Annotated in this window: 25 protein-coding genes and 1 tRNA gene; 7 read left to right on the top strand and 19 right to left on the bottom strand. The window is 56.5% G+C overall.

The features are described from left to right. Nucleotides 1-34: 34 nt before the first annotated feature. The 4 genes from map to MFLA_RS00550 all read right to left on the bottom strand — a co-directional run bounded on the left by map (nt 35) and on the right by MFLA_RS00550 (nt 4,832). On the bottom strand, nt 35-832 hold the full coding sequence (map, locus tag MFLA_RS00565; RefSeq protein WP_011478474.1) for a type I methionyl aminopeptidase: 798 nt from the start codon (nt 830-832) through the stop codon (nt 35-37). Continuing rightward, complete coding sequence (locus MFLA_RS00560) at nt 832-1,089, bottom strand: ParD-like family protein (RefSeq protein ID WP_011478473.1); 258 nt, start codon at nt 1,087-1,089, stop codon at nt 832-834. Before MFLA_RS00560 ends, map begins: the two co-directional genes overlap by 1 nt. Nucleotides 1,090-1,500: 411 nt before the next feature. Then, on the bottom strand, nt 1,501-3,372 hold the full coding sequence (locus MFLA_RS00555) for a hypothetical protein (RefSeq protein ID WP_195742034.1): 1,872 nt from the start codon (nt 3,370-3,372) through the stop codon (nt 1,501-1,503). Between the two features lie 8 nt (nt 3,373-3,380). Continuing rightward, nucleotides 3,381-4,832, bottom strand: a complete 1,452-nt coding sequence (locus tag MFLA_RS00550) for a cobyric acid synthase (RefSeq protein WP_011478471.1) — start codon at nt 4,830-4,832, stop codon at nt 3,381-3,383. Nucleotides 4,833-4,846: 14 nt separating this feature from the next. Here MFLA_RS00550 and cbiB point away from each other — a divergent pair, with 14 nt between their 5' ends. Then, nucleotides 4,847-5,800, top strand: coding sequence for an adenosylcobinamide-phosphate synthase CbiB (cbiB, locus tag MFLA_RS00545; protein ID WP_011478470.1), 954 nt, complete (start codon nt 4,847-4,849; stop codon nt 5,798-5,800). Beyond that, nucleotides 5,793-6,788, top strand: a complete 996-nt coding sequence (cobD, locus tag MFLA_RS00540) for a threonine-phosphate decarboxylase CobD (protein ID WP_011478469.1) — start codon at nt 5,793-5,795, stop codon at nt 6,786-6,788. Before cbiB ends, cobD begins: the two co-directional genes overlap by 8 nt. Here cobD and cobC read toward each other — a convergent pair. From cobC to cobT, 3 genes are read right to left on the bottom strand one after another with little or no spacing between them, the layout of a single operon-like run. Further along, nucleotides 6,778-7,353: an alpha-ribazole phosphatase gene (gene cobC / locus MFLA_RS00535; protein WP_011478468.1), complete on the bottom strand. Its 576-nt coding sequence runs from the start codon at nt 7,351-7,353 to the stop codon at nt 6,778-6,780. The genes cobD and cobC overlap by 11 nt on opposite strands. Next, nucleotides 7,354-8,118, bottom strand: coding sequence for an adenosylcobinamide-GDP ribazoletransferase (locus tag MFLA_RS00530; RefSeq protein WP_011478467.1), 765 nt, complete (start codon nt 8,116-8,118; stop codon nt 7,354-7,356). After that, the gene (cobT, locus tag MFLA_RS00525) at nt 8,115-9,182 is read right to left on the bottom strand and encodes a nicotinate-nucleotide--dimethylbenzimidazole phosphoribosyltransferase (protein ID WP_011478466.1); all 1,068 of its coding nucleotides are present in this window, start codon (nt 9,180-9,182) and stop codon (nt 8,115-8,117) included. Before cobT ends, MFLA_RS00530 begins: the two co-directional genes overlap by 4 nt. A gap of 168 nt (nt 9,183-9,350) precedes the next feature. Here cobT and MFLA_RS00520 point away from each other — a divergent pair. Next, nucleotides 9,351-9,426: transfer RNA gene (locus MFLA_RS00520), tRNA-Phe, on the top strand. A 56-nt stretch (nt 9,427-9,482) separates the two neighbouring features. On the opposite strand, the gene MFLA_RS00515 is transcribed toward MFLA_RS00520, so the two are convergent. From MFLA_RS00515 to MFLA_RS00505, 4 genes are all read right to left on the bottom strand, one after another. Continuing rightward, on the bottom strand, nt 9,483-10,247 hold the full coding sequence (locus MFLA_RS00515) for a tetratricopeptide repeat protein (protein ID WP_011478465.1): 765 nt from the start codon (nt 10,245-10,247) through the stop codon (nt 9,483-9,485). After that, entirely contained in the window at nt 10,244-10,351 is a 108-nt protein-coding gene (locus MFLA_RS15060) for a hypothetical protein (RefSeq protein ID WP_229407080.1), read from the bottom strand. The genes MFLA_RS00515 and MFLA_RS15060 overlap by 4 nt, the downstream gene beginning before the upstream one ends. Nucleotides 10,352-10,379: 28 nt before the next feature. Continuing rightward, nucleotides 10,380-10,910 carry a Fe2+-dependent dioxygenase gene (locus tag MFLA_RS00510; RefSeq protein ID WP_011478464.1) on the bottom strand — a complete coding sequence of 177 codons (531 nt, stop codon included), beginning with the start codon at nt 10,908-10,910 and terminating at the stop codon, nt 10,380-10,382. Nucleotides 10,911-10,973: 63 nt separating this feature from the next. Continuing rightward, nucleotides 10,974-13,244, bottom strand: a complete 2,271-nt coding sequence (locus MFLA_RS00505; RefSeq protein ID WP_195742033.1) for a TonB-dependent receptor — start codon at nt 13,242-13,244, stop codon at nt 10,974-10,976. Between the two features lie 327 nt (nt 13,245-13,571). On the opposite strand from MFLA_RS00505, the gene MFLA_RS00500 reads away from it, so the two are divergent. Together MFLA_RS00500 and MFLA_RS00495 are read left to right on the top strand one after the other, a co-directional pair. Then, nucleotides 13,572-13,904 carry a rhodanese-like domain-containing protein gene (locus MFLA_RS00500; protein WP_011478462.1) on the top strand — a complete coding sequence of 111 codons (333 nt, stop codon included), beginning with the start codon at nt 13,572-13,574 and terminating at the stop codon, nt 13,902-13,904. A 2-nt stretch (nt 13,905-13,906) separates the two neighbouring features. Next, nucleotides 13,907-14,152 (top strand): sulfurtransferase TusA family protein, encoded by a 246-nt coding sequence (locus MFLA_RS00495; protein WP_048811463.1) that lies wholly within the window; start codon nt 13,907-13,909, stop codon nt 14,150-14,152. A gap of 26 nt (nt 14,153-14,178) precedes the next feature. Here the strand turns inward: MFLA_RS00495 and MFLA_RS00490 are convergent, their stop codons facing one another. The 5 genes from MFLA_RS00490 to MFLA_RS14785 all read right to left on the bottom strand — a co-directional run bounded on the left by MFLA_RS00490 (nt 14,179) and on the right by MFLA_RS14785 (nt 20,308). Then, nucleotides 14,179-15,081 carry a bestrophin family protein gene (locus MFLA_RS00490; protein ID WP_011478460.1) on the bottom strand — a complete coding sequence of 301 codons (903 nt, stop codon included), beginning with the start codon at nt 15,079-15,081 and terminating at the stop codon, nt 14,179-14,181. 34 nt (nt 15,082-15,115) lie between these two features. Then, the gene (locus MFLA_RS00485) at nt 15,116-17,947 is read right to left on the bottom strand and encodes a valine--tRNA ligase (RefSeq protein ID WP_011478459.1); all 2,832 of its coding nucleotides are present in this window, start codon (nt 17,945-17,947) and stop codon (nt 15,116-15,118) included. 42 nt (nt 17,948-17,989) lie between these two features. After that, nucleotides 17,990-18,901 carry a hypothetical protein gene (locus MFLA_RS00480; RefSeq protein ID WP_011478458.1) on the bottom strand — a complete coding sequence of 304 codons (912 nt, stop codon included), beginning with the start codon at nt 18,899-18,901 and terminating at the stop codon, nt 17,990-17,992. Between the two features lie 17 nt (nt 18,902-18,918). Continuing rightward, the gene (locus MFLA_RS00475) at nt 18,919-19,485 is read right to left on the bottom strand and encodes a LemA family protein (protein WP_011478457.1); all 567 of its coding nucleotides are present in this window, start codon (nt 19,483-19,485) and stop codon (nt 18,919-18,921) included. A 187-nt stretch (nt 19,486-19,672) separates the two neighbouring features. Next, nucleotides 19,673-20,308, bottom strand: coding sequence for a PEP-CTERM sorting domain-containing protein (locus tag MFLA_RS14785; RefSeq protein ID WP_011478456.1), 636 nt, complete (start codon nt 20,306-20,308; stop codon nt 19,673-19,675). Between the two features lie 134 nt (nt 20,309-20,442). Here MFLA_RS14785 and MFLA_RS00465 point away from each other — a divergent pair, with 134 nt between their 5' ends. Continuing rightward, nucleotides 20,443-20,895, top strand: coding sequence for an NfeD family protein (locus MFLA_RS00465; RefSeq protein ID WP_011478455.1), 453 nt, complete (start codon nt 20,443-20,445; stop codon nt 20,893-20,895). A 19-nt stretch (nt 20,896-20,914) separates the two neighbouring features. After that, nucleotides 20,915-21,760 carry an SPFH domain-containing protein gene (locus MFLA_RS00460; RefSeq protein WP_011478454.1) on the top strand — a complete coding sequence of 282 codons (846 nt, stop codon included), beginning with the start codon at nt 20,915-20,917 and terminating at the stop codon, nt 21,758-21,760. A gap of 34 nt (nt 21,761-21,794) precedes the next feature. Here the strand turns inward: MFLA_RS00460 and MFLA_RS00455 are convergent, their stop codons facing one another. Genes MFLA_RS00455 through MFLA_RS14215 form a run of 3 tightly spaced genes read right to left on the bottom strand, consistent with a single transcriptional unit; the run spans nt 21,795 to nt 24,846 of the window. After that, nucleotides 21,795-22,550: a HesA/MoeB/ThiF family protein gene (locus MFLA_RS00455; protein WP_011478453.1), complete on the bottom strand. Its 756-nt coding sequence runs from the start codon at nt 22,548-22,550 to the stop codon at nt 21,795-21,797. A 52-nt stretch (nt 22,551-22,602) separates the two neighbouring features. Beyond that, the gene (locus MFLA_RS14220; RefSeq protein ID WP_229407079.1) at nt 22,603-23,337 is read right to left on the bottom strand and encodes a type II secretion system protein; all 735 of its coding nucleotides are present in this window, start codon (nt 23,335-23,337) and stop codon (nt 22,603-22,605) included. Between the two features lie 9 nt (nt 23,338-23,346). Then, nucleotides 23,347-24,846, bottom strand: coding sequence for a hypothetical protein (locus MFLA_RS14215; protein ID WP_195742032.1), 1,500 nt, complete (start codon nt 24,844-24,846; stop codon nt 23,347-23,349). Nucleotides 24,847-24,848 lie beyond the last annotated feature (2 nt).

Raw genomic sequence — 24,848 nt, 5'->3', positions numbered from 1 at the left:
GACCTACTTCTGCAGCTTGACAGGGGTTCGTTGACTAGCCACCTGGCGCAATCTCCTGATAGGAACCCATTCCATCCGGCCATTCGGTCAGCAATTCGAAACCTTCGTCAGTGACAACAACCATGTGTTCCCACTGGGCAGACCAGCCTTTGTCTTGTGTCACTACCGTCCAGCCATCCTGCAATGTCCTGGTGCCGGCCTTGCCGGCGTTGACCATGGGTTCCACCGTAAAGATCATGCCTGGCTTGAGCCTGAGCCCCTTGCCGGGCTGGCCGTAGTTCAGTACCTGCGGCTCATCATGGTACACCTGGCCGACACCATGGCCGCAATATTCGCGCACCACACTAAAGCCCTGGGCATTCGCCGTTTTCTGGATCGCATGCCCCACATCGCCCAGCGTGTTGCCCGGCTTGACCTGCAAAATGCCATCCCGCATCGCATCATAGGCAGCCTGTACCAGGCGGGAGGCTTCCGGCAAAAGCGTTCCCACGGCATACATGCGGCTGGTATCGCCATACCAGCCATCCTTGATGATCGCGACATCAATATTGAGGATATCCCCATCCCGCAACACCTGCTTTTCGGAAGGAATGCCATGGCAGACCACGTGGTTGACGGACGTGCAAATGGTCTTGGGGAAACCGCTGTAACCAAGATTGGCAGGCACCACCTTCAACTCATGCACGATATATTCATGGCAAATGCGGTCGAGCTCTTCCGTCGTCACGCCCGGCACTACATATTCCTTGATCATCGCGAGCACCTGGGCAGCCATCTGGCCGGCTTGGCGCGCCTTGGCAATTCCCTCTGCCCCATGCAACACCACCCGCATCAGACAGTCCGCCTTAAATTGACCACGGGAGCGGCGTCTCCGCCGGCCGGCTTCAAGGCATTCCCCACCTCACTACCGCTTTGCTCAATGTGCAGCAATAAACGGCAGATATCCGTGTAATTCAGCTGGGGATGCATCTCCGCCAGCATGCCCACGCGCAACCAGTGCTCCGCCTGCGAATTGATCGAACGGCTGAATGCATTGCTGGCGGAACGGATGTTCTCATGCATTGCCTCTGAAATCTTGACGATGCCCATTTGGCACTCCAATAAACAAAATATATACAAAACGTATAATAGCAAAATGCCACATTGACCGCAGATTTTTCATCCAGCTGGGGCATGGGGAAAGACCTTGACTGGAACGCGACCATCGATAGCACCCAGCGACGAAGATGCGCTTGATTTGGCACGCCCATGAAAAATCTGATGGCATTGAGCGGTAGAAATAATGATGGGCCAAGCACACTCAGCGCGGCGGTCCCGGTAGACGCGCTGGCGCATGCAGCAGGCCCCGGCCAGGAAGGGCAAACACATCAGGTGAGTTTGTTGGGTGCGCCAAGTGGCCTTGCTGACTTCCTCACGACGACGCTCAATTTTCTTCCTGATTGTTCGCCGCGCTGCCTCGCTTCACAACAGACATGTGCCGGATAGGACCAGGGACAAAGCCTAAATACCGTCCCGTGCAGGAATAAAGGCCTGGTCGATGTTCTGGCCCATTTTCTCCGCCATCTGCATCAAAGCAGCATCGTGGGCGCGTTTGATCTGCATTTTCAAGTCGCTTTTCTGCTGACCCAGCAACCCGAGGATGTTCGCCTTCATTTCTTCCCGGTAGCGATACTCGTCATAAGCGATCATGGCCTTGTCCACAGTAAACCAGGTTACCCCGCCAACCACTGCGCCGCACGCCAGTGCCAATGGCCCGCCGGGAGCGCACATTGCGGTGGCAGTGCCTGCGCTCCCCAGCGCTGAGCCACCCCGCTTGCCAATTAGCTTCCTGACGATGGAGCCAGATGCAATCCTTGATGAAAGCGCCCGGGCCATCCGATACACCCGCGGACCTGTCACCGCGGCAACCCCACCTGCGCCCAGTGAAAGGGCAGCGCGTTGCGCATCCCGTGCGAAATCGAGTTTGGTCAGTACTGGCACTTGAATTGCACCCAACGCGCAAGGCGCTTGCCTAGCATTCTGCACTAAGCGCCCTTGCAGGTTGGAGGCGGCATACTGCATTGCCAGGCTGGAATGATGGAATACCTGCTGGGGAATTGCCCTGACCATCGCATCGACAGGCTCGGGAGCGAACATGGTTGCCTGGAGCTGCTCTTGCAAGAGCGCTTCCAGCGTTTTCCCCGTCACCTTGCCAACCGCCAACGTGCCTAGGCGGCTATATTCACCAGTCAAGGAAAAATACCAGTCGAGGTAATCGTCCACGCGCGCTTCCACCCCCAGGAATGCCTGATCCACCTGACGGTCAATGTCTTGATGCGCCGTGGCGACTGCACTGCGCATGGAGCGCTGCATGTCTTCCCGGACCTCGAGGCGGAGGGATGCCAGCCTACCCTCATCAACTTCGCAGGGATTGAATATACTGCTTGCCTGCGCGATCACCGGCTTGATGGCCACCTTGGGCAATTGCCAGTAGAGCACGGCCAGCGCCGCCGATACCACCAGGAATTTCTTCAGCAAAGACCCAGTGAGCGATTCGGTAGGCTGTCGCCTGGCAACATGATCGGCGATGCTAAGTACGCCAATCAGGAAATAGTTCAAGGTATAGGCAATAATGCCGGCCGGCAGCAGGACGAGTAGCCACACCATGATCTTGACCGTCGTGCTTTCGATGGTAGGAATAAGCTTCTGGGAAAAATGCCAGACCGACTGGTCAATGACTGCCAGCCACCCGCTCAGCCAGCCTATCCAGGCTGTTGCCGCCCCGCTTGCCATTGTCGCCCGGGTTTCTTCCTGTAATGCATCCCACGATATGGAACGCGTATCAACCGTGCCGTAACAATAATCCAGGAAGAAAAATGCCAGGGCCAGCAACGCCGTATTGAGCCAGAACAAGGGCCAGTTCCTGACAAACACGGCCAGATAGTCCGTCTTCACCTGCCCGGAGAACTGTCTGCAACAGGCATGGAAAAGCAGCAGGAGCAATACGCCATCGATGACCACCACATACCATTGCAGCGTACTTAACAGCGTGCTCACGCACAACAGTAATGCTGCCAGGACAAACGCGCGGCAGACCTGCATTGCAAGAGCGAGATTGCCAGCCCAGAACCAGCGCTTCAGCCAGCCATGCGGCTGGGCCGCCCTGTCGAGCATGGCCTGGCGCTTGAAGAGCACATCCTCCGAGAGCGCGAAGAACATGGGCAGGCTGACAAGCACCAACATCCCGAACACTGGCCAATATGCCAAACCGTGCAGCTGGGCGGATATGCCATACAGGCCGGCAAGCGCCATCATGAGCAAGGCGACCTGGATACAACACTGCTCCAGCCTGCCCCCAGCGCCCTGCCTATACATTTCAACGATTCGCAGCAAGCCTGTCTTCATAAGTAGGATTGCAGACGGTTCCAGTCCAGGTGCAACTCCACTTCATCAGCCAGCCGCTCGAGGCTGGCCTCGCGCAGGGCCAGATAATCATAATGGGCGATGGTTTCCTGAGCCTGTTTCAACTGACTGTAACCCGCCCAGTTCAGCCAGGCCTGAGTCGCCTCGGCATGGTCGAACAGGCCATGCAGGTAAGTGCCCGCTATCTGCCCGTCCTCGGACAACGCTCCTTCTGCCTGCGTGCCGATGTGCAACAAAGGCCGCTCCAAGGCCGGGCCGCTGCTGACACCCATATGGATTTCGTAGCCGGTGACGACGGCGTCGGCAAAAGTGAGCTTGCCTTCCACTTCCTTGAGGTGTTTTTCCTTGGTGAGCGTGGTTTCCATATCCAGCCAGCCGAAGCCGTCGCTGGAGCCGGCATCGCCTTCGAGACCGTGCGGATCGTGGATTTTGCGGCCCAGCATCTGAAAGCCGCCGCAAATGCCCATCAGCTTGCCGCCGTAGCGCAGATGGCGGGAGATTTTGTCGCGCCAGCCGTGAGACGCCAGCACTGCCAGGTCGCCGCGCACGTTCTTGCTGCCGGGCAGGATGATGAGGTCGGCTGGCGGCACTGGCTCGTTGAGCTCGATGAACTGGAAATCGACATGCGGGTGCATGCGCAAGGCGTCCATGTCGGTATGGTTGCTGACGTGCGGCAGGACCGGGGCAATCACACGCAACCAGGTTTGCGGCTTGTCCGGCGTATCTTTCGCCACGGCATCCTCGGCTTCGAGATGCAAATTGCGCAGATAGGGCAGCACGCCAAGCACGGGAATGCCGGTTTCCTGCTGCAGCCAGTCCAGTCCGGACTGCAGTAGCGCGATATCGCCGCGGAAGCGGTTGATGACGAAGCCGATGATGCGCTTTCTCTCCGACTCGGAGAGTAGCGCCAGGGTGCCGACGATATGGGCAAACACGCCGCCTCGGTCGATGTCGGCGATCAGGATTACCGGGCAATCCGCCGCCTCGGCAAAGCCCATGTTGGCAATGTCGTTCTGCCGCAAATTGATTTCCGCAGGGCTGCCCGCGCCCTCGACGATGATGCATTCATATTGCTCGCGCAGGCGCTGCCATGAAGCCAGCACAGCTTCGCGCGCCTTGGGTTTGTAGGCGTGGTAGGCCATTGCTTCAAGATTGGCCAGCACCTTACCGTGGATGATCACCTGGCAGCCGGTGTCGGTATTCGGTTTGAGCAATACCGGGTTCATGTCGGTATGCGGCAACAGGCCGCAAGCCTGCGCCTGCACGGCCTGGGCCCGGCCGATTTCGCCGCCGTCGCTGGTCACGGCGGAATTGAGCGCCATGTTCTGCGGCTTGAACGGCGCGACGCGCACGCCCCTGCGGTACAATACCCGGCATAAACCCGCCACCAGCGTGCTCTTGCCCGCGTCCGAGGTGGTGCCCTGAACCATCAATGTGTTGGCATATGTCATTGGCCCATTATCCCATTAGTTTCCTTGCAACCCCAGCCCTGCTGATCTTCGCCCTATGGCTGGACAGGCTGCTGGGCGAGCCCGGGCGCTGGCATCCACTGGTGGGTTTCGGTAACCTGGCGTCCGCACTGGAAAAGCGCCTCAACCGCCCACATGCGCCACGCTTGGCGCGCCTGCTGGGCCTGCTGGCCTGGCTTGTATTGTTGTTGCCGGCATGGGTGCTTGCCTTCTGGCTCACTCAGCTGACATATGGCTGGCTGCTCGACGTCGTGCTGCTGTATTTCGCTATCGGCGCCCGCAGCCTCAAGGAACATGCCTTGCGCATCTACCATGCCCTTGCTCAGCAAGATTTGCCTGCCGCACGCCAAGCGGTGGGCATGATTGTGAGCCGCGACACTGCCGAACTCGACGAGCGCGGGATTGCCGCCGCCGGCGTGGAGTCGGTGCTGGAGAATGGCAATGATGCAATTTTCGGCGCGATTTTCTGGTTTGTACTGCTCGGCGGCAGCGGCGCGCTGTTGTTCCGCCTTGCCAATACGCTGGATGCCATGTGGGGCTACCGCTCACCGCGTTTTCTTTATTTCGGCTGGGCCGCTGCTCGGCTGGATGACCTGCTCAACCTTATCCCCGCTCGTCTCACCGCCTTGAGTTATGCGCTTTGCGGGCATGTCAGGAGCGGATTCTCGTGCTGGCGGCAACAGGCGCGGCTGTGGTACAGCCCGAACGCAGGCCCGGTGATGGCGGCAGGAGCGGGCGCACTCCAAGTCACGCTGGGCGGCAAGGCGCGCTACCACGGACAGGACAAGGTACGCCCCACGCTGGGCACCGGGCCAGCCGCCTCGGCTGCCAGCCTCCATGCCGCAGTGCGGATGGTGGATCGCAGCATCGTGCTCTGGTGCCTGGTGATTTTTATCGCATACGCACTGATCGGGGCATACTATGCTTGAGCACGGCGGAAATCTGCATGTAGCCAGTCAGCAATACGGCATTGCGCGGGAATACTGGCTGGACCTATCCACCGGCATCAATCCGCAGGGCTATCCAGTGCCCGAGATTCCCGCATCGGCCTGGCACCGGCTACCGGAAGCCGACCCTCCATTGGAACGCATCGCGGCGAGCTACTATGGCGCCCAGCGCCTACTGGTGACCGCTGGTTCGCAGGCCGCGATCCAGGCGCTGCCGCGCTTGCGCCAACCATGCCGCGTCACCGTGCTGGGCCCCATGTATGCTGAACATGCCCATGCCTGGCGACAACAAGGGCACCAAGTCAGCGAAATTGACTATTTGCCCAGCGCGGCAATGCTGGCTGAAACCGATGTGCTGCTGGTATGCAATCCCAACAACCCCACTGCCCGCCTGCTTGCGCCCAGCACGCTGCTGGAGTGGCATCAGGTCCTCTCGGAGCATGATGGCTGGCTGGTCGTGGATGAAGCCTTCATGGACAGCACCCCGGAACATAGCCTGGCAGCATACAGCCACCATTCCGGGCTCATCATCCTGCGCTCGCTGGGAAAATTCTTTGGCCTGGCCGGCGCGCGCGTCGGCTTTGTTCTGGCAGAAACGCCGCTGCTGACCCGGATGGCCGACCTGCTGGGGCCCTGGGCCGTTACCGGCCCGTCCAGCATCGTGGCACAGGCCGCACTGGCCGACCATGCATGGCAGCAGCATCACCGTGCCAAGTTGCTGGCTGAAAGCCGGCAATTGGCGGATATGCTGCGGCAGGCCGGCCTGCCAGCGCGCAAGGGCTGCGCACTGTTCCAATGGTTGAAGTTAGAGCATGCGGAACGACTGCATGTGCAATTGGCGCGTCAGGGCGTCTGGACCCGGCATTTTCCGGCACTGCGGGGGGTGCGGATCGGCCTGCCGTCCGCAGATGGGTGGCAGAAACTGGCGGTGGCGCTGAAAGAACTGCAGCTGCAGGACCTCAGCGATTAACGTACGCGACGCTGGTGAACTGCGGTGCGACGATGATCTTGCTCACGCTGGCGTAGTCGATTTGCAGCTTGAAGGTATGCACCAGCGGCAGGCCAAGCGCATAGCCCATCAATGCCCGGATGACACCGGCATGCGTGAACACCAGCGCGGGCTGCTGCTCATGCTGCAAATCAGCAAAAAAGGATTGCGCACGCTGGAAAAGCTGCTGGAAGGATTCCCCATTTGGCGGCACGTGACGCACGTGGTCTTCCGCCCAGACGTCGACCAATCCACGCGGGATGTCGTTCCAGGAGCGCATTTCCCAATCGCCGAAGTTCAGCTCCTTGAGCCTGGGATCGGGCTGCACTGTCAACTGCGGACTGAAGGTGGCGGCCATGGATTCCGCCAGCTTCATGCAGCGCTGCAGGGGACTGCTGTAAATCACGGGGTTCTTCAGGTGCCTGAGCTTGGGATGCAAGGCCTCGAACTCGGCAAGAAAAGTTTCAGTGACGTCAATATCGCTATGCCCGTAGCATGTGCCGGGCAACACATCCGGCGTCGTATGCCGCACCAGGTAAATTTCCAATTAAATACTCCACATGTCGCGAACCAGCATCAAGATGCCAAGATAAAACGCCAGCTCCGTCAACTGCTGCATGGCACCCAGGCAATCACCGGTATATCCGCCAAGGCGCTGCTTCAGCTTCCAGCTGAACCAACACCACACCATCACCACCGGCAGCAACGCAAGCCACAGCCGTGCCGGCAGCAGCAGCAGCAAAGGGGCCAGGCCCGACACCACGGCAATCCACAGGCTAATCCTCGACGGGTTGGTCGCCAGCGGCTTGGCCTTGCCCTCCTCCCGCACATACTCCTGGGTAGCCATCACGAGCACCGCGGCAAGCCGGCTCAGGGCATGGGCTGACACGAGGATCCAAGGCAGCATTGCGGGCGGCATTTGACCAAGGCTGATGAACTTGAGCAGTAATGCCAGGAATAATGCTATCGCGCCATAGCTGCCGATGCGGGCATCCTTCATGATGACCAGCGTCTGTTGCTTCGTCCATCCGCCGCCCAGTCCATCCATGGTATCCGCCAGCCCATCCTCATGGAAAGCGCCAGTCAGCCACACCGTGGCGACCATACTGAGGATGATCGCCACGGTTGCGGGCAGAATGTGCAGACTCAAGTACAAGACCAGCGCCGCCGCCAACCCGATGAGCATGCCCACCAGCGGGAAATAGCGTGCCGCATCGTTCAGCTCAGTGGAATCAAGATGCTGGATGGCGGGCACCGGCAGGCGCGTGAAGAATCCCAACGCCAACAGGAACAAGCGCCATTGCCGGTTCATGAAGCATCCTGTCGGCTGATATTGGCCGACTCGAACGAGGCCATTTCATTGAGGAAATTCACCGCGGCCTGCACCAATGGATAGGCCATTGCCGCGCCGGTTCCCTCACCCAGGCGCAGGCCCAGGTTGAGCAAGGGCCTGGCACCCAGCTGTTGCAGCACCAGCTGGTGCCCCGCCTCGTCGGAACAGTGGGCGAAAATACAGTACTCCAATATAGCGGGCGCTACCCGGCTTGCCACCAGCAGGGCCGCCGTGGCGATAAAACCGTCGATCAACAAGGCAACCCGCTTTTCTGCAGCGCCCAGCATGGCACCCACCATCATGGCAATCTCGAACCCGCCAAACGTTGCCAGCACCGCCAAGGGATCTGTGTTGTCCACCTGGTGCCGCGCCATTGCCTGGCGGATCACCTCTGCCTTGCGCATCACACCGGCGTCATCCAGGCCCGTGCCACGGCCGACACATTGCGCTACCGGCAACTGGCACAACACCGCGACAATGGCCGACGCAGATGTGGTATTCCCTATGCCCATCTCACCAAACCCCATCACGTTAGTCCCAGCAGCAGCTTCCATTTGCGCCAGCCTGTAACCGTTGATCAAGGCTTGGTCGCACATCTGCGTAGACATGGCAGGCATCTTGGAGAAATTATGGGTTCCCATGCCAACCTTGGCGCGAATCAGCTCCGGATGCGCCGGAAAGACATGGGCCACCCCGGCATCCACGACCTTGATCCGCATCCCATGCTGGCGCGTAAACACATTGATTCCCGCGCCGCCGGCCAGGAAATTCATCACCATTTGCCGCGTCACTTCCTGTGGATAAGGGCTGACCCCCTCCTCGACTACTCCATGATCGCCCGCGAACACTAGGATGGCCGGACGCTGCAACACAGGCGTCAACGATTGCTGGATCAGGCCAAGCTGCAATGCCAGGCTTTCCAGCTGACCCAATGCCCCCCTTGGCTTGGTTTTATTGTCGATCTTGGCTTGCAATGCGGCTTTCAGGCCCTGGTCCAGCGGGGAAATAGAAAGTTGTGGTAATGACAGTGGTTGGCGGCTCATGAAATTAACTTCTTGAATCAAGCCTGGAGCATACCCGAGCGCGTCGCTTTTTTGAACCACGAGAATAAAACGTGATTTTTTTCGATCGCAGCTGGACGAAATACTGAAGTTTGCTATAATGCTGGCCTTGCGTGAGCTCAAGGGCCAACGTAATAAACAAAGTAGCATGGCCAGGTAGCTCAGTTGGTAGAGCAGCGGATTGAAAATCCGCGTGTCGGCAGTTCGATTCTGCCCCTGGCCACCAAGGAATATCAAAGGGCTAGCTTCAGTAATGGGGCTAGCCCTTTTTCATTTTCTACGTCACGCCCTGTCTTTCAACTTGGCGGCTGCCTGCCGCAGCACGGGGTGGGTGGATGTCTCGAGATAGCCGAGCAGATCCTGCATAAAGGCTTCGGTGGCTGTCTCGGGAATCTTCATCAGCCATTTGACGGCTTCGGCGGCCTCGCCCGCATTGATCAGCATCCTGGCATAGTTGAACTGCCCACGGAAATCTCCACCGATGGCCGCCTGTTTGTAATAGGCGGTTGCCAACCCGATGTCCTGCTGGACTTCCCAGCCTTCCTCATGAAAACGGCCAATGATATTGATGGATTTCGCGTGACCGAGTGAAGCCGCCTGGCGATACCACTTCAGGGCCTCTGCGCGATCCGCCTTGACCCCATAGCCCTTGATCAACAGATTGGCATAGTTGTACATCCCCCAGTCCAGGCCCGTGTTGGCCGCCTTTTTGTACCAGAAGGCGGCGACGACGGGATTGTGCGGCGTGCCCCAGCCATGCTCGTAGCAGCGCGCCAACATGTTCATGGCATGGGGGTGATCCTGGTAAGCAGCATGCTTGAACCATTGATATGCCTCTTCAGGGTTTTTCTCTGTGCCACGCCCTTCTAATAGGATCTGCCCCCACATTGCCTGTGCCTGCACGATGCCATGCTCAGCGGCAGCGCGTATCCAGCGGCTTGCCTGTCGCGGGTCATCGGCAAGGATGGCGGCAAACTCTGCCTCGGTAAGTTGTTCCAGTTGCTCCGGGGTGATCGGGACTGCGGTATCGAGAGAGGAAGCGCTCACACTTCACTCCAGTGCCGTATCAGGTTATGGTAGGTGCCGGTAAGCTGGATAATGGCCTCTTCATCCGCACCGGTCTGGTAGAGACGCTGAATGGCATTGTCCATATCGAACAGCAGGGTGCGCTGGCTATCCTCACGGATCAGGCTCTGGGTCCAGAAGAAAGATGAGATGCGTACCCCCCGGGTCACCGGCATGACCTTGTGCAGGCTGGTGCCGGGATACAGCACCATATGTCCCGCGGGCAATTTGATTGCTTGCGTGCCGTATGAGCTCCCCGCCGTCATAATCTTCCGGCGGCGTGAAAAACAGAGTGCTGGACAAATCTGTCCGCACGCGCTCACGCGAGCCGCTCAATGACCTGACCGCGTTATCGATATGGAATCCAAATGATTGCCCGCTTTCATAGCGATTGAACAAGGGCGGGAAGACTTTTCTGGGCAGGGCAGCCGACATGAACAAGGGGTGCTGGGTCAGGCGACTGACGATCAGGTCGCCCAATTCAATCGCCAGCGGATGGTTTTCTGCCAATTGCAGGTTGTTTTTCGCCTTGGCGGATTGATACCCTGCCGTGACCTTGCCATCCAGCCACTCTGTCGCATCCAGCCGTTGGCGGATGGATTCAGCTTCTTCGGGAGTAAATACTTCAGGAATAGTGATCAACATAGTCGTAATGTGAAAAGCCGTGGCGATTCCGCCACGGCTCCATCCAGGGTTAAAGATGTTGTTTTAGAAACGATAGTTCATCGTCAACTGCGCTCCCAGGCCCTCGCCAGGAATCCCGAAACCGCGACCGTTGTATTGGCGGAAGTAATGCTTGTCGAACAGGTTGATGATGTTCAACTGCCAGTCGATATTCCGGTTCATGACATAGCGCGCCGTCAGGTTATGCACCACGTACGATGGCACTTCGTGGTTGAGCTCAGGGTTTGAATTCTCGTTACCACTCCTGCCAGGCGCAATGTAGCGCTTATCCATGTACCGGATGCCATAGCTGATGGACAGCGAAGGCAATACCTCATAGGTCGCGAACACGCTGGCCGAATTCTTCGGCGCATTGGTCAATGTTCCGCCTTCGCCCGTTGTCGCGTTGCCTGTGCGCTGATCGACCAACTCACTGTTCAGATGCGTATAGCCGGCAAACACAGACAGCTTGTCATTCACTGCGCCGGTAGCCCCCAATTCCAGGCCACGAACACGCAGCTTGCCATCGATGACCGAACTTGCACCGGTGGTCAGATCCAGGTCGCTACCCGGGTTCTTAACCTCGGTATTGAAGATAGCTGCAGTCAGCGCCAGACGCTCGTTGAACACATCCCACTTGGTTCCGATTTCCGTGGTCTCAGACTTGATGGGCGCTGCCGCATCGCGCAAGTTGGCTGCACTGGTACTGTTGACGACGGAAGCAAGCCCGCGCGGCTGTTTTGCAGTGGCGTAGGAAGCGTAAATCGAACCATGCTCCTCGGGCTTATAGATCACCGCGATACGACCGCTATCCAGGTCCTCCGTAGAGCTGCCACTTTCCCTGGTGGCGGTATCCTTGGAATGGGCCTTCCATTTGTCGTGACGATACGAGAGATTCATTTCCCATTGCGGGGTGAATTTGATAGTATCGATCAGGTAATAGGAAACGGTATCCGCGCGTGTCTCTACCGACGCACCCCAGGTATAGTCAACGTCATAAGGCAGCTTGGTGAGGTGGTTGCCGGTTGGATAGGCAATCACCCCGCCATCGCCAATGGTGGCGCGATTATCGAGGCCCACACCAGTGCCGCCCCGTTTATCCATGGACTCGCGGGCAAATTCCAGCCCGCCCACCAGAGCATGCGAAATAGCGCCGGTGTTGAATTTCCAAATGGCATTGGTCTGGTTGGCAAATGCCTCGTTCTCGTACTGGCTGGCCACCCCAAGCAAACGACGGTAAGTCAGCGTGCCACCCTCCGGGGTTGTCACGATATACTCGCGATGCAATTTGTTCCAGGTGAAATTGTTGGTCAATTGCAGGCTATCGCTGAAATCATGCTCGACACGGAAATTGATACGGTCGCTGCGGGTGTAATCGCGATCCAGGTTGCGGAAACCATAGTAATCGGACCACTTGACGCCAGGCGCCAGCTCGGCACGACCACCGTTCGGAGCCGTGAAGCCAGGAATACGCACATTACCAATGCCGCCAAGAGCATTGAATCGGGAAGGCTTTCCGCTCACCCAGGTGGGAACACCGTAATCCAAATTGCCATCATCATCCAGATGCTCGTAAGCCAGGATCGCACGCGTCGGCGTGCCCAGGCCGAATGACAAGGACGGCGCAATCCCCCAGCGATCACGGTTGATCCAGTCGCGGCCATTGATACCGCTCTCGTGGCGCACGGCATTCAGGCGGAATGCAATACCGTTATCTTCATCCAGCACCTGGTTGATATCGGCCGTAATCCGCTTGTAATCGGCAGTGCCGGCACCAACGCTGACGGATCGGTCATTTTCCAGGTGGGGCCGCTTGGTCACCATATTGATACCGCCGCCGATCAGGCCGCCACCCCATTCGGCAGAACTAGAGCCCTTCACTACATCGACCTGTTCGATATTGAACATTTCGCTGCGTGTACGCATGGCGGAATCACGCACGCCATCGATGAAAATATCCGAGCCGCCATAAGTGCTGGCCGACAGGCCGCGGATATTGATGCCATCGCCCACACCACCAGCGCCCTCGCCGGAATTGAAGGTAATGCCGGGAGAGTTGTACAACACCTCTTCCAACGTCTGCGCGTTCTGCAGCCTGATGATTTCCTTGGGAATCACCGTCACGCTTTGCGGCACATCGCGCAAAGGCTGTGTATATTTAGGCGACGCAAGTCTCTCGCTCTTGTAAGGATTCTCGCGTGCAGCCCGTACGCTGACCTCTTCCAGCGTCGCTTCCTTCTTGTTGTTTGCCGGCTGCTTCCGCCTGGGCCAGATTGGCCATGGATAAAGCCGATAATGCAAGGCTAACGGTGGCAACGGTCTTGTTTGATTGCAATTCAGAATTGCTTGATGAAGCTTTCGATACTGCCATTTCTCCCCCTTAAGTGGATAAAGAATGATTCTCACTTTGAAAAGCAACGCGATTTTATAGAGGGAGGAGAAAGACAATATGTTGAAACTGACCAAAATGTAACAAAATATGTCAATTTGCGAACTTCTACATACACTTTTACACATTGGTCATCACCAACATATTGCAAAACAATCTTGCAATATTTATGAAACATTATAGAGAGGCGGCAAGAACGCAAGGCAGGGTTATGCTATGATGTTGCGCCTGATGACTCCCGGTCCAGCATACTGATGACCAGCCACACCGATATTGATGCGACTGAGCTCCATGCACTGCTCGCCTCCCGCAAAACCATCCTGGTTGATGTCCGAAACGATGACGAGGTGGCGCGCGGGGTGATCGAGGGTGCCATGCATTTGCCCATGATGGTGATTCCCAGCATGGGCAGCCTGCTCTGCGAGCATCACGATACTGCGCTGGTTTTCTATTGTCACAGCGGCATCCGCTCTGCACAGGCAGCCGCCTTCATCGCAGGCATGGATCGGGAAAATGTCTACAACCTGCGTGGCGGCATCCTCGCATGGGCTAATGCCGGCTATACCTTCGTCCCTAAAACCGATTGATGATGGAATTCCACCAAGAACTCGACGCACGTGGGCTGAAATGCCCTCTCCCCATCCTGCGATGCAAGAAAGCATTGGCTGACGTTGCCCCAGGCGAAATCCTCAAGGTCACCGCGACCGACCCCGGATCCGTCAAGGATTTCCAGGCGTTCTGCAAACAGACCGGCCATGAAATGCTCTCCGTTGTGGAAAATGAAGATGCTCCGCAGAAGGAGTTCATTTTCCATATCAGGAAACGGCTACAGTAGGCTTCTGCGCCAGCCGGCGCCAGTCATTAAAGCAGCACGCCTTCCTCAGGCTGCAATGCAGGTGGCAAAGGCTCCGCTATGATTTCCAGCACGGCAATCTCGATATTGCGGCTCATGGCATCCAGCGGCAGGTCGTTGGGCTCGGTGCCGAATGGATCGGCAATCTGGTCTCCCAGCGCATCCAGGCCAAAGAAAGTATAGGCCAGGATGCATACCGCCACTGGCGTCAGCCAGCCTATACTATCGACCAGGCAGAATGGCAGCAGGAAACAATAGATATGCACGATGCGGTGCAGCATGAGGATATAAGGGTATGGAATTGGCGTGCTCTTGATGCGTTCGCATCCGCCATGCACCTGCGACAGTTGATTGAGCTGCGCATCCATTTGCGCGAGCAGGATGGGATCCAGCCGGGACAGCCTGGCATATTCAGTGACGCGTTTGCCCAGCATATTCAGGATCAAGGCGGGCGATGCCATATGCCGTCGCACTTCATCATCGGCGATTCGATTCGCATTTTCATATATAACGCCACGTAAAAAATTGCGCAGCGCGTAAGGATAAGCCAGCAAAGGCTGCAGCAGGTACAAACGCTCGTCACGGTCCAGCTGCGGGAAATACTGCTGCACCTGGCGCGTCAGATTACGCGCGCTGATGATCAGCTCGCCCCACAAGGTGCGCGCCTCCCAGAAACGCTGGTAGGCCGCACTGTTACGGAACCCGAGAAAGATCGCCAGCGTCAGCCCCCACAGGGTGAAAGGCGTCGCCGTCAACGTCACCTTGTAATGGTAAAGCGTGCCGTGGGTAGCCACTACCAGGGAACTCAGCAAGGTCGTAAACAATACCTTGCGCCAGATCACCGGGATAATGGAGCCCTTGAGCGAAAACAACAGGACACGGGTGCTGGGATTTTGCGGTTGCGTAATCATGACAATATCCTTTTATCCAGTGTCCGGACCTGTGCTACTTCAGTTTGGCAAGCTGCGCCTGCAGCTTGGAAAGCGTATCACTGAAGGCGGCCAACCTGGCTTTCTCCTGTTCGACCACGGCAGCTGGCGCGCGCGCCACGAAGCTTTCATTCCCCAGCTTGGCCTGCGCCTTGGATACCTCACCCTCCAGGCGGCTGATTTCCTTGCCCAGGCGCTCCCTCTCAGCAGTCACGTCGATCTCGATCTTGAGCATGAGTTTGAAATCACCCGCCAATGCCACGGGGGCTTCCGCCTCGGGCAGCTCAGCCATGATCTCGACGTCACTCAGCTTGGCCAGCGCCTTGAGGTAGGGAGCATAGGCCGCCAGCTTTTCATCGTCCCCGGCGGCGATCAGCGGCACCCGCGCAGCAGGTGATACATTCATTTCGCCGCGCAGGCTGCGGCAGGCGTCCACCGACTCCTTGAGCAAGGCGACCCAGGCTTCCGCCTGCTCGTCCAGCTTGGCCGGCTGACTGACGGGGTATTGCTCCAGCATGATACTGGGCCCGGTACGGCCAGACAGCGGGCCGACGATTTGCCAGATTTCCTCGGTAATGAACGGCATCAAGGGGTGCGCAAGGCGTAGTATGGTTTCCAGTACGCGCAGCAGGGTGCGCCGCGTGGCACGCTGCTGGGCTTCGCCTCCGTTCTGCAGTTGCACCTTGGCCAGTTCGAGGTACCAGTCGCAATATTCATCCCAGACGAACTTATAGATCGCCTGCGCCACATTGTCGAACCGGTATTCGGCAAAGCCGCGTTCGATATCGGCTTCGGTGCGCTGCAGCAGGCTGACGATCCAGCGGTCAGCCTGCGAGAAATCCAGGTAGCCCTCAGGCTGGGTCTTGCAGTCTTCCAGGCCACAATCCTTGCCCTGGGTATTCATGAGCACGAAACGTGCGGCATTCCAGAGCTTGTTGCAGAAGTTGCGGTAGCCTTCGCAACGCTGCAGGTCGAACTTGATGTCGCGGCCCGGCGAGGCCAGCGAGGCAAAAGTGAAGCGCAGGGCATCGGTACCGAATGCGGGAATGCCTTCCGGGAACTCCTTGCGCGTGCGCTTCTCGATCTGCTCGGCCTGCTTGGGATTCATGAGGCCGGTAGTGCGCTTTTTCACCAGCTCCTCAATGCCGATGCCGTCGATCAGGTCGATCGGGTCAAGCACGTTGCCCTTGGACTTGGACATTTTCTGCCCTTCCGCATCGCGGATCAGCCCATGTACGTAAACATCCTTGAACGGAATCTTGCCGGTGATGTGCTTGGTCATCATCACCATGCGCGCCACCCAGAAGAAAATGATGTCGAAGCCGGTGACCAGCACCGAGGACGGCAGGAACTGCTGCAAGGCCAGGTTGGCCTTGTCCTTTTCCTCGTCCCCGGTCCAGTCCAATGTGGAAAACGGCCACAAGGCGGATGAATACCAGGTATCAAGCACATCCTCGTCGCGCTTCAAGTGGCCTTGATAGCCATCGTTGGCAGCAAGCTGTTTTGCCTCTGCCTCATCATGCGCGACATAGACCTTGCCGTCGTCGCTGTACCAGGCGGGAATCTGGTGCCCCCACCAGAGCTGGCGCGAGATGCACCAATCCTGGATGTTGTTGAGCCACTGGTTGTAGGTATTGACCCAGTTTTCCGGCACGAAGCGGATCTCGCCGTTGGCGACCACTTCCAGCGCTTTTTGGGTAATGCTTTTGCCATCCGCGCCCGGCTTGCTCATGGCGACGAACCACTGGTCGGTGAGCATGGGCTCGATCACGACGCCGGTACGGTCGCCGCGCGGCACCTTGAGCTTGTGTTTATCGACCTTGACCAAATAACCCTGCGCTTCGAGGTCGGCCACGATCTGCTTACGCGCGGCAAAGCGCTCCAGTCCCTGGTATTGCACCGGGGCGGCATCGTTGATATGCCCATCAAGCGTGAGGATGCTGATCAGCGGCAACTTGTGGCGTTGCCCGACGGCATAGTCGTTGAAGTCATGGGCAGGTGTCACCTTGACCACGCCGGTACCAAACTCGCGGTCCACGTAATCGTCCGCAATCACCGGGATCTCGCGGTCGCACAACGGCAGCTTGACGTGCTTGCCGATCAGGTGCGCATAGCGTTCATCCTCGGGATGGACCATCACGGCAACGTCACCGAGCATGGTTTCAGGACGCGTCGTGGCGACGGTCAGCTCGCCATCGCCGTCCGCCAATGTATAGCGGATATGCCAGAGATGGCCATCTTCCTCCTCGGAAATCACTTCGAGGTCGGAGACAGCGGTATGCAGCTTGGGATCCCAGTTCACCAGGCGCTTGCCGCGATAGATCAACCCCTCGTTGTAGAGGCGGACGAAAGTCTCGGTGACAGTGCGCGACAGGCCCTCATCCATGGTGAAGCGCTCGCGGCTCCAGTCCGGCGAGGTGCCCAGGCGGCGCATCTGCTTGGTGATGCTGCCGCCGGAATATTCCTTCCATTCCCAGACCTTCTCGAGAAATTTCTCGCGGCCGAGGTCGTGACGGCTGATACCCTGCGCATCGAGCTGGCGCTCGACGACGATCTGCGTGGCGATACCGGCATGATCGGTGCCCGGCTGCCACAGGGTATTGGCGCCGCGCATGCGGTGATAACGCGTCAATGCATCCATGATGGTTTGGTTGAAACCGTGCCCCATGTGCAGCGTGCCCGTCACGTTAGGGGGTGGCAGCAGGATGCAGAAATTATCTTGTTTGCTGGAATCCAGCCCGGCAGCATAGTAGCCGCGCGCTTCCCAGAATTGGTACCAGCGGCTTTCTATGTTCTTGGGTTCAAAGGATTTGTCCAGGGTTTGGCTTGCAGAGATATCGGTAGTCATAGGGGTGGGATTTTAGCATAGCGCATTCATGCGAAAACGCTGCTACGCTAAAAACCGGCCTGACTGCAAATGCAGCAATCCCAGCATGAGCACCACGAACACCAGCCCATGCAGCCAACATAACAATAAATAACGCCGCTTGAGACGATGCGGCGACAGACTGGAAAGCAGAAACAGGCGGCCGTCGACTGGCGCCCGCATCACATGTACACCGGGGGCCATACGCAATTCGCGATGTTGTTTTTCCACTTCGCGCACGGCTGCCCGGCGCGCCAGCGCCCATTCATTGAGGTCGATCTCGCCATTGCCGTCCAGATCAAAGCGCTTGAGCAAGCTCGGCCGGTCGCGCTTCCATTCCGCAAGCAATGCAGAGACGTCCTCCTTCTGGTTGAGCGGCATATTCGCGCCGCCTACCGTGGTAAATTCTCCCAGTACGTAAATCGGCCCGGCAAACAGGATTTCCTCCACGCGCTTGTAGCCTGCGGCATAACTGACCCTGCGCTCCGGACCGATGACCTCCGCATGGTCAGGGTCGACGAAGCACTCTCCTGAACCGTCGCCGATGACAAAAGTTTCATGGCTGGTGCCTTCATGCATCAGGTGCCAGTGCCGGCGATCACGGCGCTGAAACACCTGGAAGCGGTACCAGACGCAGCGTACGGCAGAAAATGGGCTGACGATCAGATGCTCGGGATCGGGCACCGCCCGCCCGTACAGCTCGACATAGCCCTGCGCGGCAGAACCAATGCGGGAGGTAGGCAAATCCGCAATCGCGCGGCTACGCCTGTAGTGGGCTGCCCAGGCAACCAGGCTAAGCAAAGCGCCGAGTCCCAGGCAGGCCATCCATACGCCGTGATTGTTCAACTGCACGGCGACCACGAGCAAGAGCAGGTACAAAGCGCCACTGAAGCAATCCAGGTAATGGCTGCGCCAGCCGCGCCACGTAAGCCGCATCGGGTTAACTGGAAAACTTATTGCTTGAAACGCGCAGCGATATCAACATCCTTGAGCTCGCTGCGGGCGAAACGCAGCATCGCCTCACGGCTGAAGCCCAGTGCGCGGGCCACCAGCAGGTCGGGAAATTGCGCAATGCGCACATTATGCAGATTGACACTTTCATTATAGAACTCGCGGCGATCGGCAATCGCGTTTTCCAGGCTGCTGATGCGCGCCTGCAGATGCATGAACTGCTCGTTGGCCTTGAGCTCGGGATAGGATTCCGCCAGTGCGAACAATGCACCCAGGCCGGAGCGCAAGGCACTCTCCGCCGCACCCAGCGCCGCGACGTCATGATGCTGGCTGGCTTCCTGCACGCGCGAACGCGCCTGGATCACCTGCTGCAAGGTGGCCTGCTCGTGCTGCATGTATTGCTTGCAGGTATCGACCAGCTTGGGCAGCTCCTCATGACGCTGCTTGAGCAATACGTCGATATTGGCCCAAGCCTTCTCGATATTGTGCCTCAGGTTGACCAACCCGTTGTATATCATGATGACATACACGACAGCGGCCACCAGCAATCCCAGCAAGATAATCTGCATATGCCCTCCCCTTTTTGCAAGCAGTGTAATCCGCATATCTGCCGCAGGGCAATGCTGTCATCCAGAAACCCAAGCACCATGGGTTACCCCGTCGATACGATCTTGCAGACACTTCATGCGACAAGCCCTCGCCTGGGGGAAAACAAAAAGCCAGCAATGCTGGCTTTTTGCTCCACTGCTTCAAGTCTTAGCGAAATATCCTGCGGCGGGCAGCAAACCCGACCAGTCCCACGCCCACCAGCATCAACCCGTAAATGCTGGGCTCCGGCACAGGAGCCAGTGTCGCGGTAAAGGCCAGGTCACCGCCAAGGTTCGTCCTCCAGTCTGCCCCGGTCAACTGACTGCGGTCATTACCGTTGTTCAGGTAAACGAACGTCCCTCCCGCATAAGCCTCGTCCGGCGTGAAGCCCCACTCATTAGTACTGGTTACACCATCCTGAATGCCGGAAGTCGTGAAATACAGGACATACTGGCTGTTTGCTGCAAGCGTCACGGATGGAAATGCCGTGATCTCCATGTAATCGCTGGTGGCTACAAACTTGAATGGATCGGATGCATAGAGAATCTCCCCCACCCTGGAGCCGGTCCAGCTGCCCACTTCAATCGTGAATGCGGCACTCAGATCGCTGAGGATGAAGGAAAACGACTCCAGAATCTGCGCCTTATCGCCGATGGTAATGGTCTGGCCATAGGTGGCAGTTTCTGGTGTACCGAATGGTGAAACGCTGCTGTCCCAATCATCGAGTGTACTGATAGTGGTATTGGCGCTGGCTGCAGATGCAAATGCTAAAGACAACATGAATCCCAGTGCTGGAATTTTCATCACGACCTCCTTGAATGTTGTATGAAAGCTCGAGCTAAATCTCGTGCCTGAAAATTCCCCCCCGTGGCATGACACCTATGGTCAGTTGAAAGTTCTGGTACGATGGCGTACTAAATCAATACGGAACCACCACCATGCTTGAACCGTTCTGGATATGGGGCATACTCGGATTGGTACTCATCGCGCTGGAAATGCTCAGCAGCACACTATACATCCTCTGGTTCGGCATTGCCGCCTTATGTCTTGCCTTGCTGACCTACTTGCTGCCCGCATTGGGCATTGCCTGGCAGTTGCTGATCTTTGCCGCGCTATCGTTGGGTTCGCTCGCGGTATGGAAGCAGTTCTACCGCCGTGAAAAGAACAATTTCAATATCGGCCAATCGCGCAGTGATGAAATCGGCCGTACCGGCATCATCATCGAGCCGGTAAGCCCCAGGCAGAACGGTATGATCGAATTCGCACAGGGCGTGCTGGGCAGCCGTCGATGGGAAGCCGTGGCCAGCGAGGAAATCGAGGCAGGCGCCGAGGCCGTCATCGTGGCAGTCGAAGGCAACCGCCTGCGAGTCAGCAGGAAAACCGCGCACTAATACTTACAGAGGAGAGACCATGTTCGAGTTCGCATTTGTATTGATCGCCGCCGTTGCCATCCTGGCGTGGAAAGGCATCCGCATCGTGCCGCAAGGCGAAGAATGGGTAGTGGAACGCCTGGGGAAATTCAGCGCTGTCCTCACTCCCGGCCTCCACGTGATCAATCCCATCTTCAGTAAAGTCACCTACAAGGTCACCACCAAGGATATTATCCTCGACGTGCCCGAGCAGGACGTCATCACCCGCGACAACGCCGTCATCCTTGCCAATGCTGTCGCTTTCATCAAGGTGACCAATATCGAACGTTCCGTCTATGGCATCGAGGATTTCCGCGAAGCCATGCGCAACATGGTGCAGACTAACCTGCGCTCCATCATCGGCGGCATGGATCTCAACGAAGCCCTCACCTCGCGTGAACGCATCAAAACCGAGCTGAAAAACGCCATTGCCGACGAAGCCGCCGACTGGGGCCTTACCGTCAAGTCGGTAGAAATCCAGGACATCAAGCCATCCGTGAACATGCAGAACGCCATGGAACAACAGGCCTCCGCAGAACGCGAGCGCGTAGCCGTGGTGACGCGCGCTGAGGGCGACAAGCAATCTCTCATCCTCAATGCCGAGGCGAGGCTGGAAGCGGCCCGCAAGGATGCCGAGGCGCAAAAGGTAGCTGCCGAGGCTTCCGCAGAATCGATCCGCCTGATTGCTGAGGCCGTCAAGCAGAATGACACATCCGCCACTTTCTTGCTGGGTGACCGCTACATCCAAACTTTGCAAAAAATGTCCAGCTCCAGCAACAGTAAGATTGTGGTCATGCCAGGTGATGTAGTCAGTGCGGTAAAAGCACTGATTGGCGGGAGCAAATAAAAACCAAGGGAGCATATGCTCCCTTTTTTATTAGTTATATTGATGGCTTGTTACATACAGGACAAGCCTCATCCTTGCTCAACTTGAGCGTGCGCCATTCCATCGAAATCGTATCGAGCAACAGCAGCCTGCCCTGCAAACTCTTGCCCAGGCCCAGCAACAGCTTCATCGTCTCCGCTGCCTGGGTGGTGCCTATCATGCCCACCAGCGGCGCGAATACCCCATTCTCGGCACAGCGCAGCCCTTCGTCGCCGCCGAGGTCAGGGAACAGGCAATGATAGCAAGGGCTGTCGTCATGCCGCATGTCGAACACCGTCACCTGCCCCTCGAACCCGATTGCGGCTCCCGATACCAAGGGCTTGCGCAATTCCACGCACACCTGGTTGACCGCATAACGCACCGTGAAATTATCCGTGCAGTCCACCACTACATCCGCAGCCTGTACCAGTCCGCGCAAGCTTGCCTCATCCACGCGCTGCTGCAGGGGATTGACCGTTACCTCAGGGTTGAGCGTCGCTATCGTTTCCGCAGCCGAGACTGCCTTGTTGCGCCCCACCGCGGCTGTGGTGTGAATGATCTGCCGCTGCAGGTTGGTGAGGTCCACCTCGTCGAAATCGCAAATCGTCAGCGTACCGACGCCGCCTGCCGCAAGATACAACGCCACCGGCGAGCCAAGCCCGCCCGCCCCGATCACCAGCGCATGGCTATTAACAAGCTGCTCCTGCCCCTCGTAGCTGATCTGAGGCAAAAGAATATGACGGCTATAGCGGAGAAGTTGGTTATCGTTCATGGATGGGAGAGATTGCAATTCGCTTAGTTAATTACCAATAGGACAGTCAAGCTTATGGTAGTTGCCCGGCCTGGATCATGGCGTTATACAGAACATAAGGAGAAATCCAAATCACTCTATGGTCAAACTCACCATTGGGGCCATTCGCTTGAATATCATGGCTAATAAAAACATGATCTTCGTCAAGATTGGCGGCTTCATCTATCCCACCAACATTTAGGTCTTTTCCAGTTGAATATACTACCGCCACAGCATTACTAATAAGTGCAGTACCGCCTACACCGTTCAACACTTGCAAGTTGGGGACTAAGTTTCCCATTCTTGCACTTATCATGCCATTATTAATCGAAAAAGGAGTCATTATCACTGGATTAGAAACTGATGGACTTTGTGTAAGAGCATAACGAATCCGGTTTCCCCAGCCATCTATGGCAAATCCATGCTGATCTACTTGTGCCAAACCCAACGTCGCTGCAGGCAGATAACCTATTGCAACAGTGTTGGCACCATTTATATCAGCACATTGCCCTCCTTCTGTTGGCTGCGCAACCCCTCTGCTTCCTGGATCATCGTTTCCAACAGCCGACGCAGGGCAAGGCAAACGCCCATATGTTTGTGCAAATCCAATTAAAGCTTTTTGAGCAATTTCTAATTGATCATCTGTTTGGCGTAGAAAACCAGCGTTTCTCTGCGCTGACACAGGTAAAATCAAAGCAGTAATCACAAAACCAAGAATGACCAGGACTACGGCCATTTCAACCAAAGAAAATCCTCGCTCAACTTTCATGTTTAGCATTTATTGCAACCAATACATAGCAAGAAATTTTGGGTCTGACTCGTAAACAATTGGCAGGGCAATATCTCCTACGCCTTCGCGTCTTACCAATATCAACATCTTCACATTATGTTCAATAACACCATTGCTTCTATGCACAGTAAAACAACCAGAATCACAATCAGATTCTAGCCTGCGCATAGCTGGTGAAATCACTATGTCAGTATAGCTTCCCCATTCATTCTGAAAAAACCAATCATCCCAGTATGCCTCTTTTGACACTTGCATTAGGTTCGCATTGGATACTTCTAGCATTCCTCCAGAATTAGTCGGCTTAATTCGCCCAAGCACTTGATTAGACTTATCCTTGACTTCGATAACAGCATGCATAGCTCTGAGCTTCTCAATGTTTCTCATAGTCATTGTCAGACCAAGATAAGAACTATCTAGAGGTATAGTAAGTGAGAGTGCTTTACTATCTTCTTCACTGAGCTCAATTTGGGACTTATCACTACATTCCAGCGCATCTGACACCGGCTCACGCCTACAATGTAATTGTTTGTCGATTTGGTCACTTGCAGGTGGTTGCCCTTCACTTACATAAATTCCCCGCATTTTCCAAGACAATGCAGTATCAATCTGGCAGGTGTCGTGCAAAATGCACTGTCTGATTAAGCCATTCTCAGGAAAACTCGCATTCTTGATTTCCCGCACCACTCTATGAGCCAACGCTTCAACTAATTCATCAATCGTGATGTAAATTAATTTGTCATTAAAATCTGTACTTTGATTTTTCCTAACAAACGTCTGATTATTATTCAAAGAACTTTCAAGAAAATGACTTACACCCGCGTTTATTGTTCTATTTTGATTACCGATAGGCGCACCAGGTGCAATGAGAACTGCAGCAACACGATCAGATAAAATATTTCCATTAGCATCTACGACTTTAAGCCACGCATGTGGCTTTGTCGCATCTGTGCCATTATAGGGCGAGCTCGCTCCTGCAGCAGTCAATATACCTGGATTAATAATAGGTAAATTTGAAGCGGCAGCTGTTCTTGTCCGTACAAGGTTTCGCGATACTGCGTACCAGATTCTATTTCCTGCTCCATCGCGCCAATTCCCTCCTATCCCAATGTGTGGAGAAATACATGGCGTCGTTTGCCCATATATTGGTAATTGCCCGATCAATAAGCCATCAGAAAAGTTGGTTGCAGATGCAGGAGGACAATCACTTTTACCGTCATATCCCTCTGGATCATCGCTTCTATCGGGGAACGGCATTACACCCGGCCATTGAGGATGTGCAACCGACCACGCAATTAAAGCAGCCTTTGCTTCCGCCAATGCCTTCATTGTCTTTTCTTCTTGCCGGGCCTTCATTTCAGCAGCATCGTAAGATCTCATCACCAACGCCGTTACTGCCAATCCGATAATGAACATGGCAAGCAGCAATGCCGCCCCGCGTTGAGCACGGCAAGAATGCCGGTAAAAATGGGAACGATGAACAACCATCATCA

It is taken from the genome of Methylobacillus flagellatus KT (assembly GCF_000013705.1).
GTDB lineage: Bacteria > Pseudomonadota > Gammaproteobacteria > Burkholderiales > Methylophilaceae > Methylobacillus > Methylobacillus flagellatus.
This window is presented reverse-complemented; position numbering and strand designations above follow the sequence as displayed.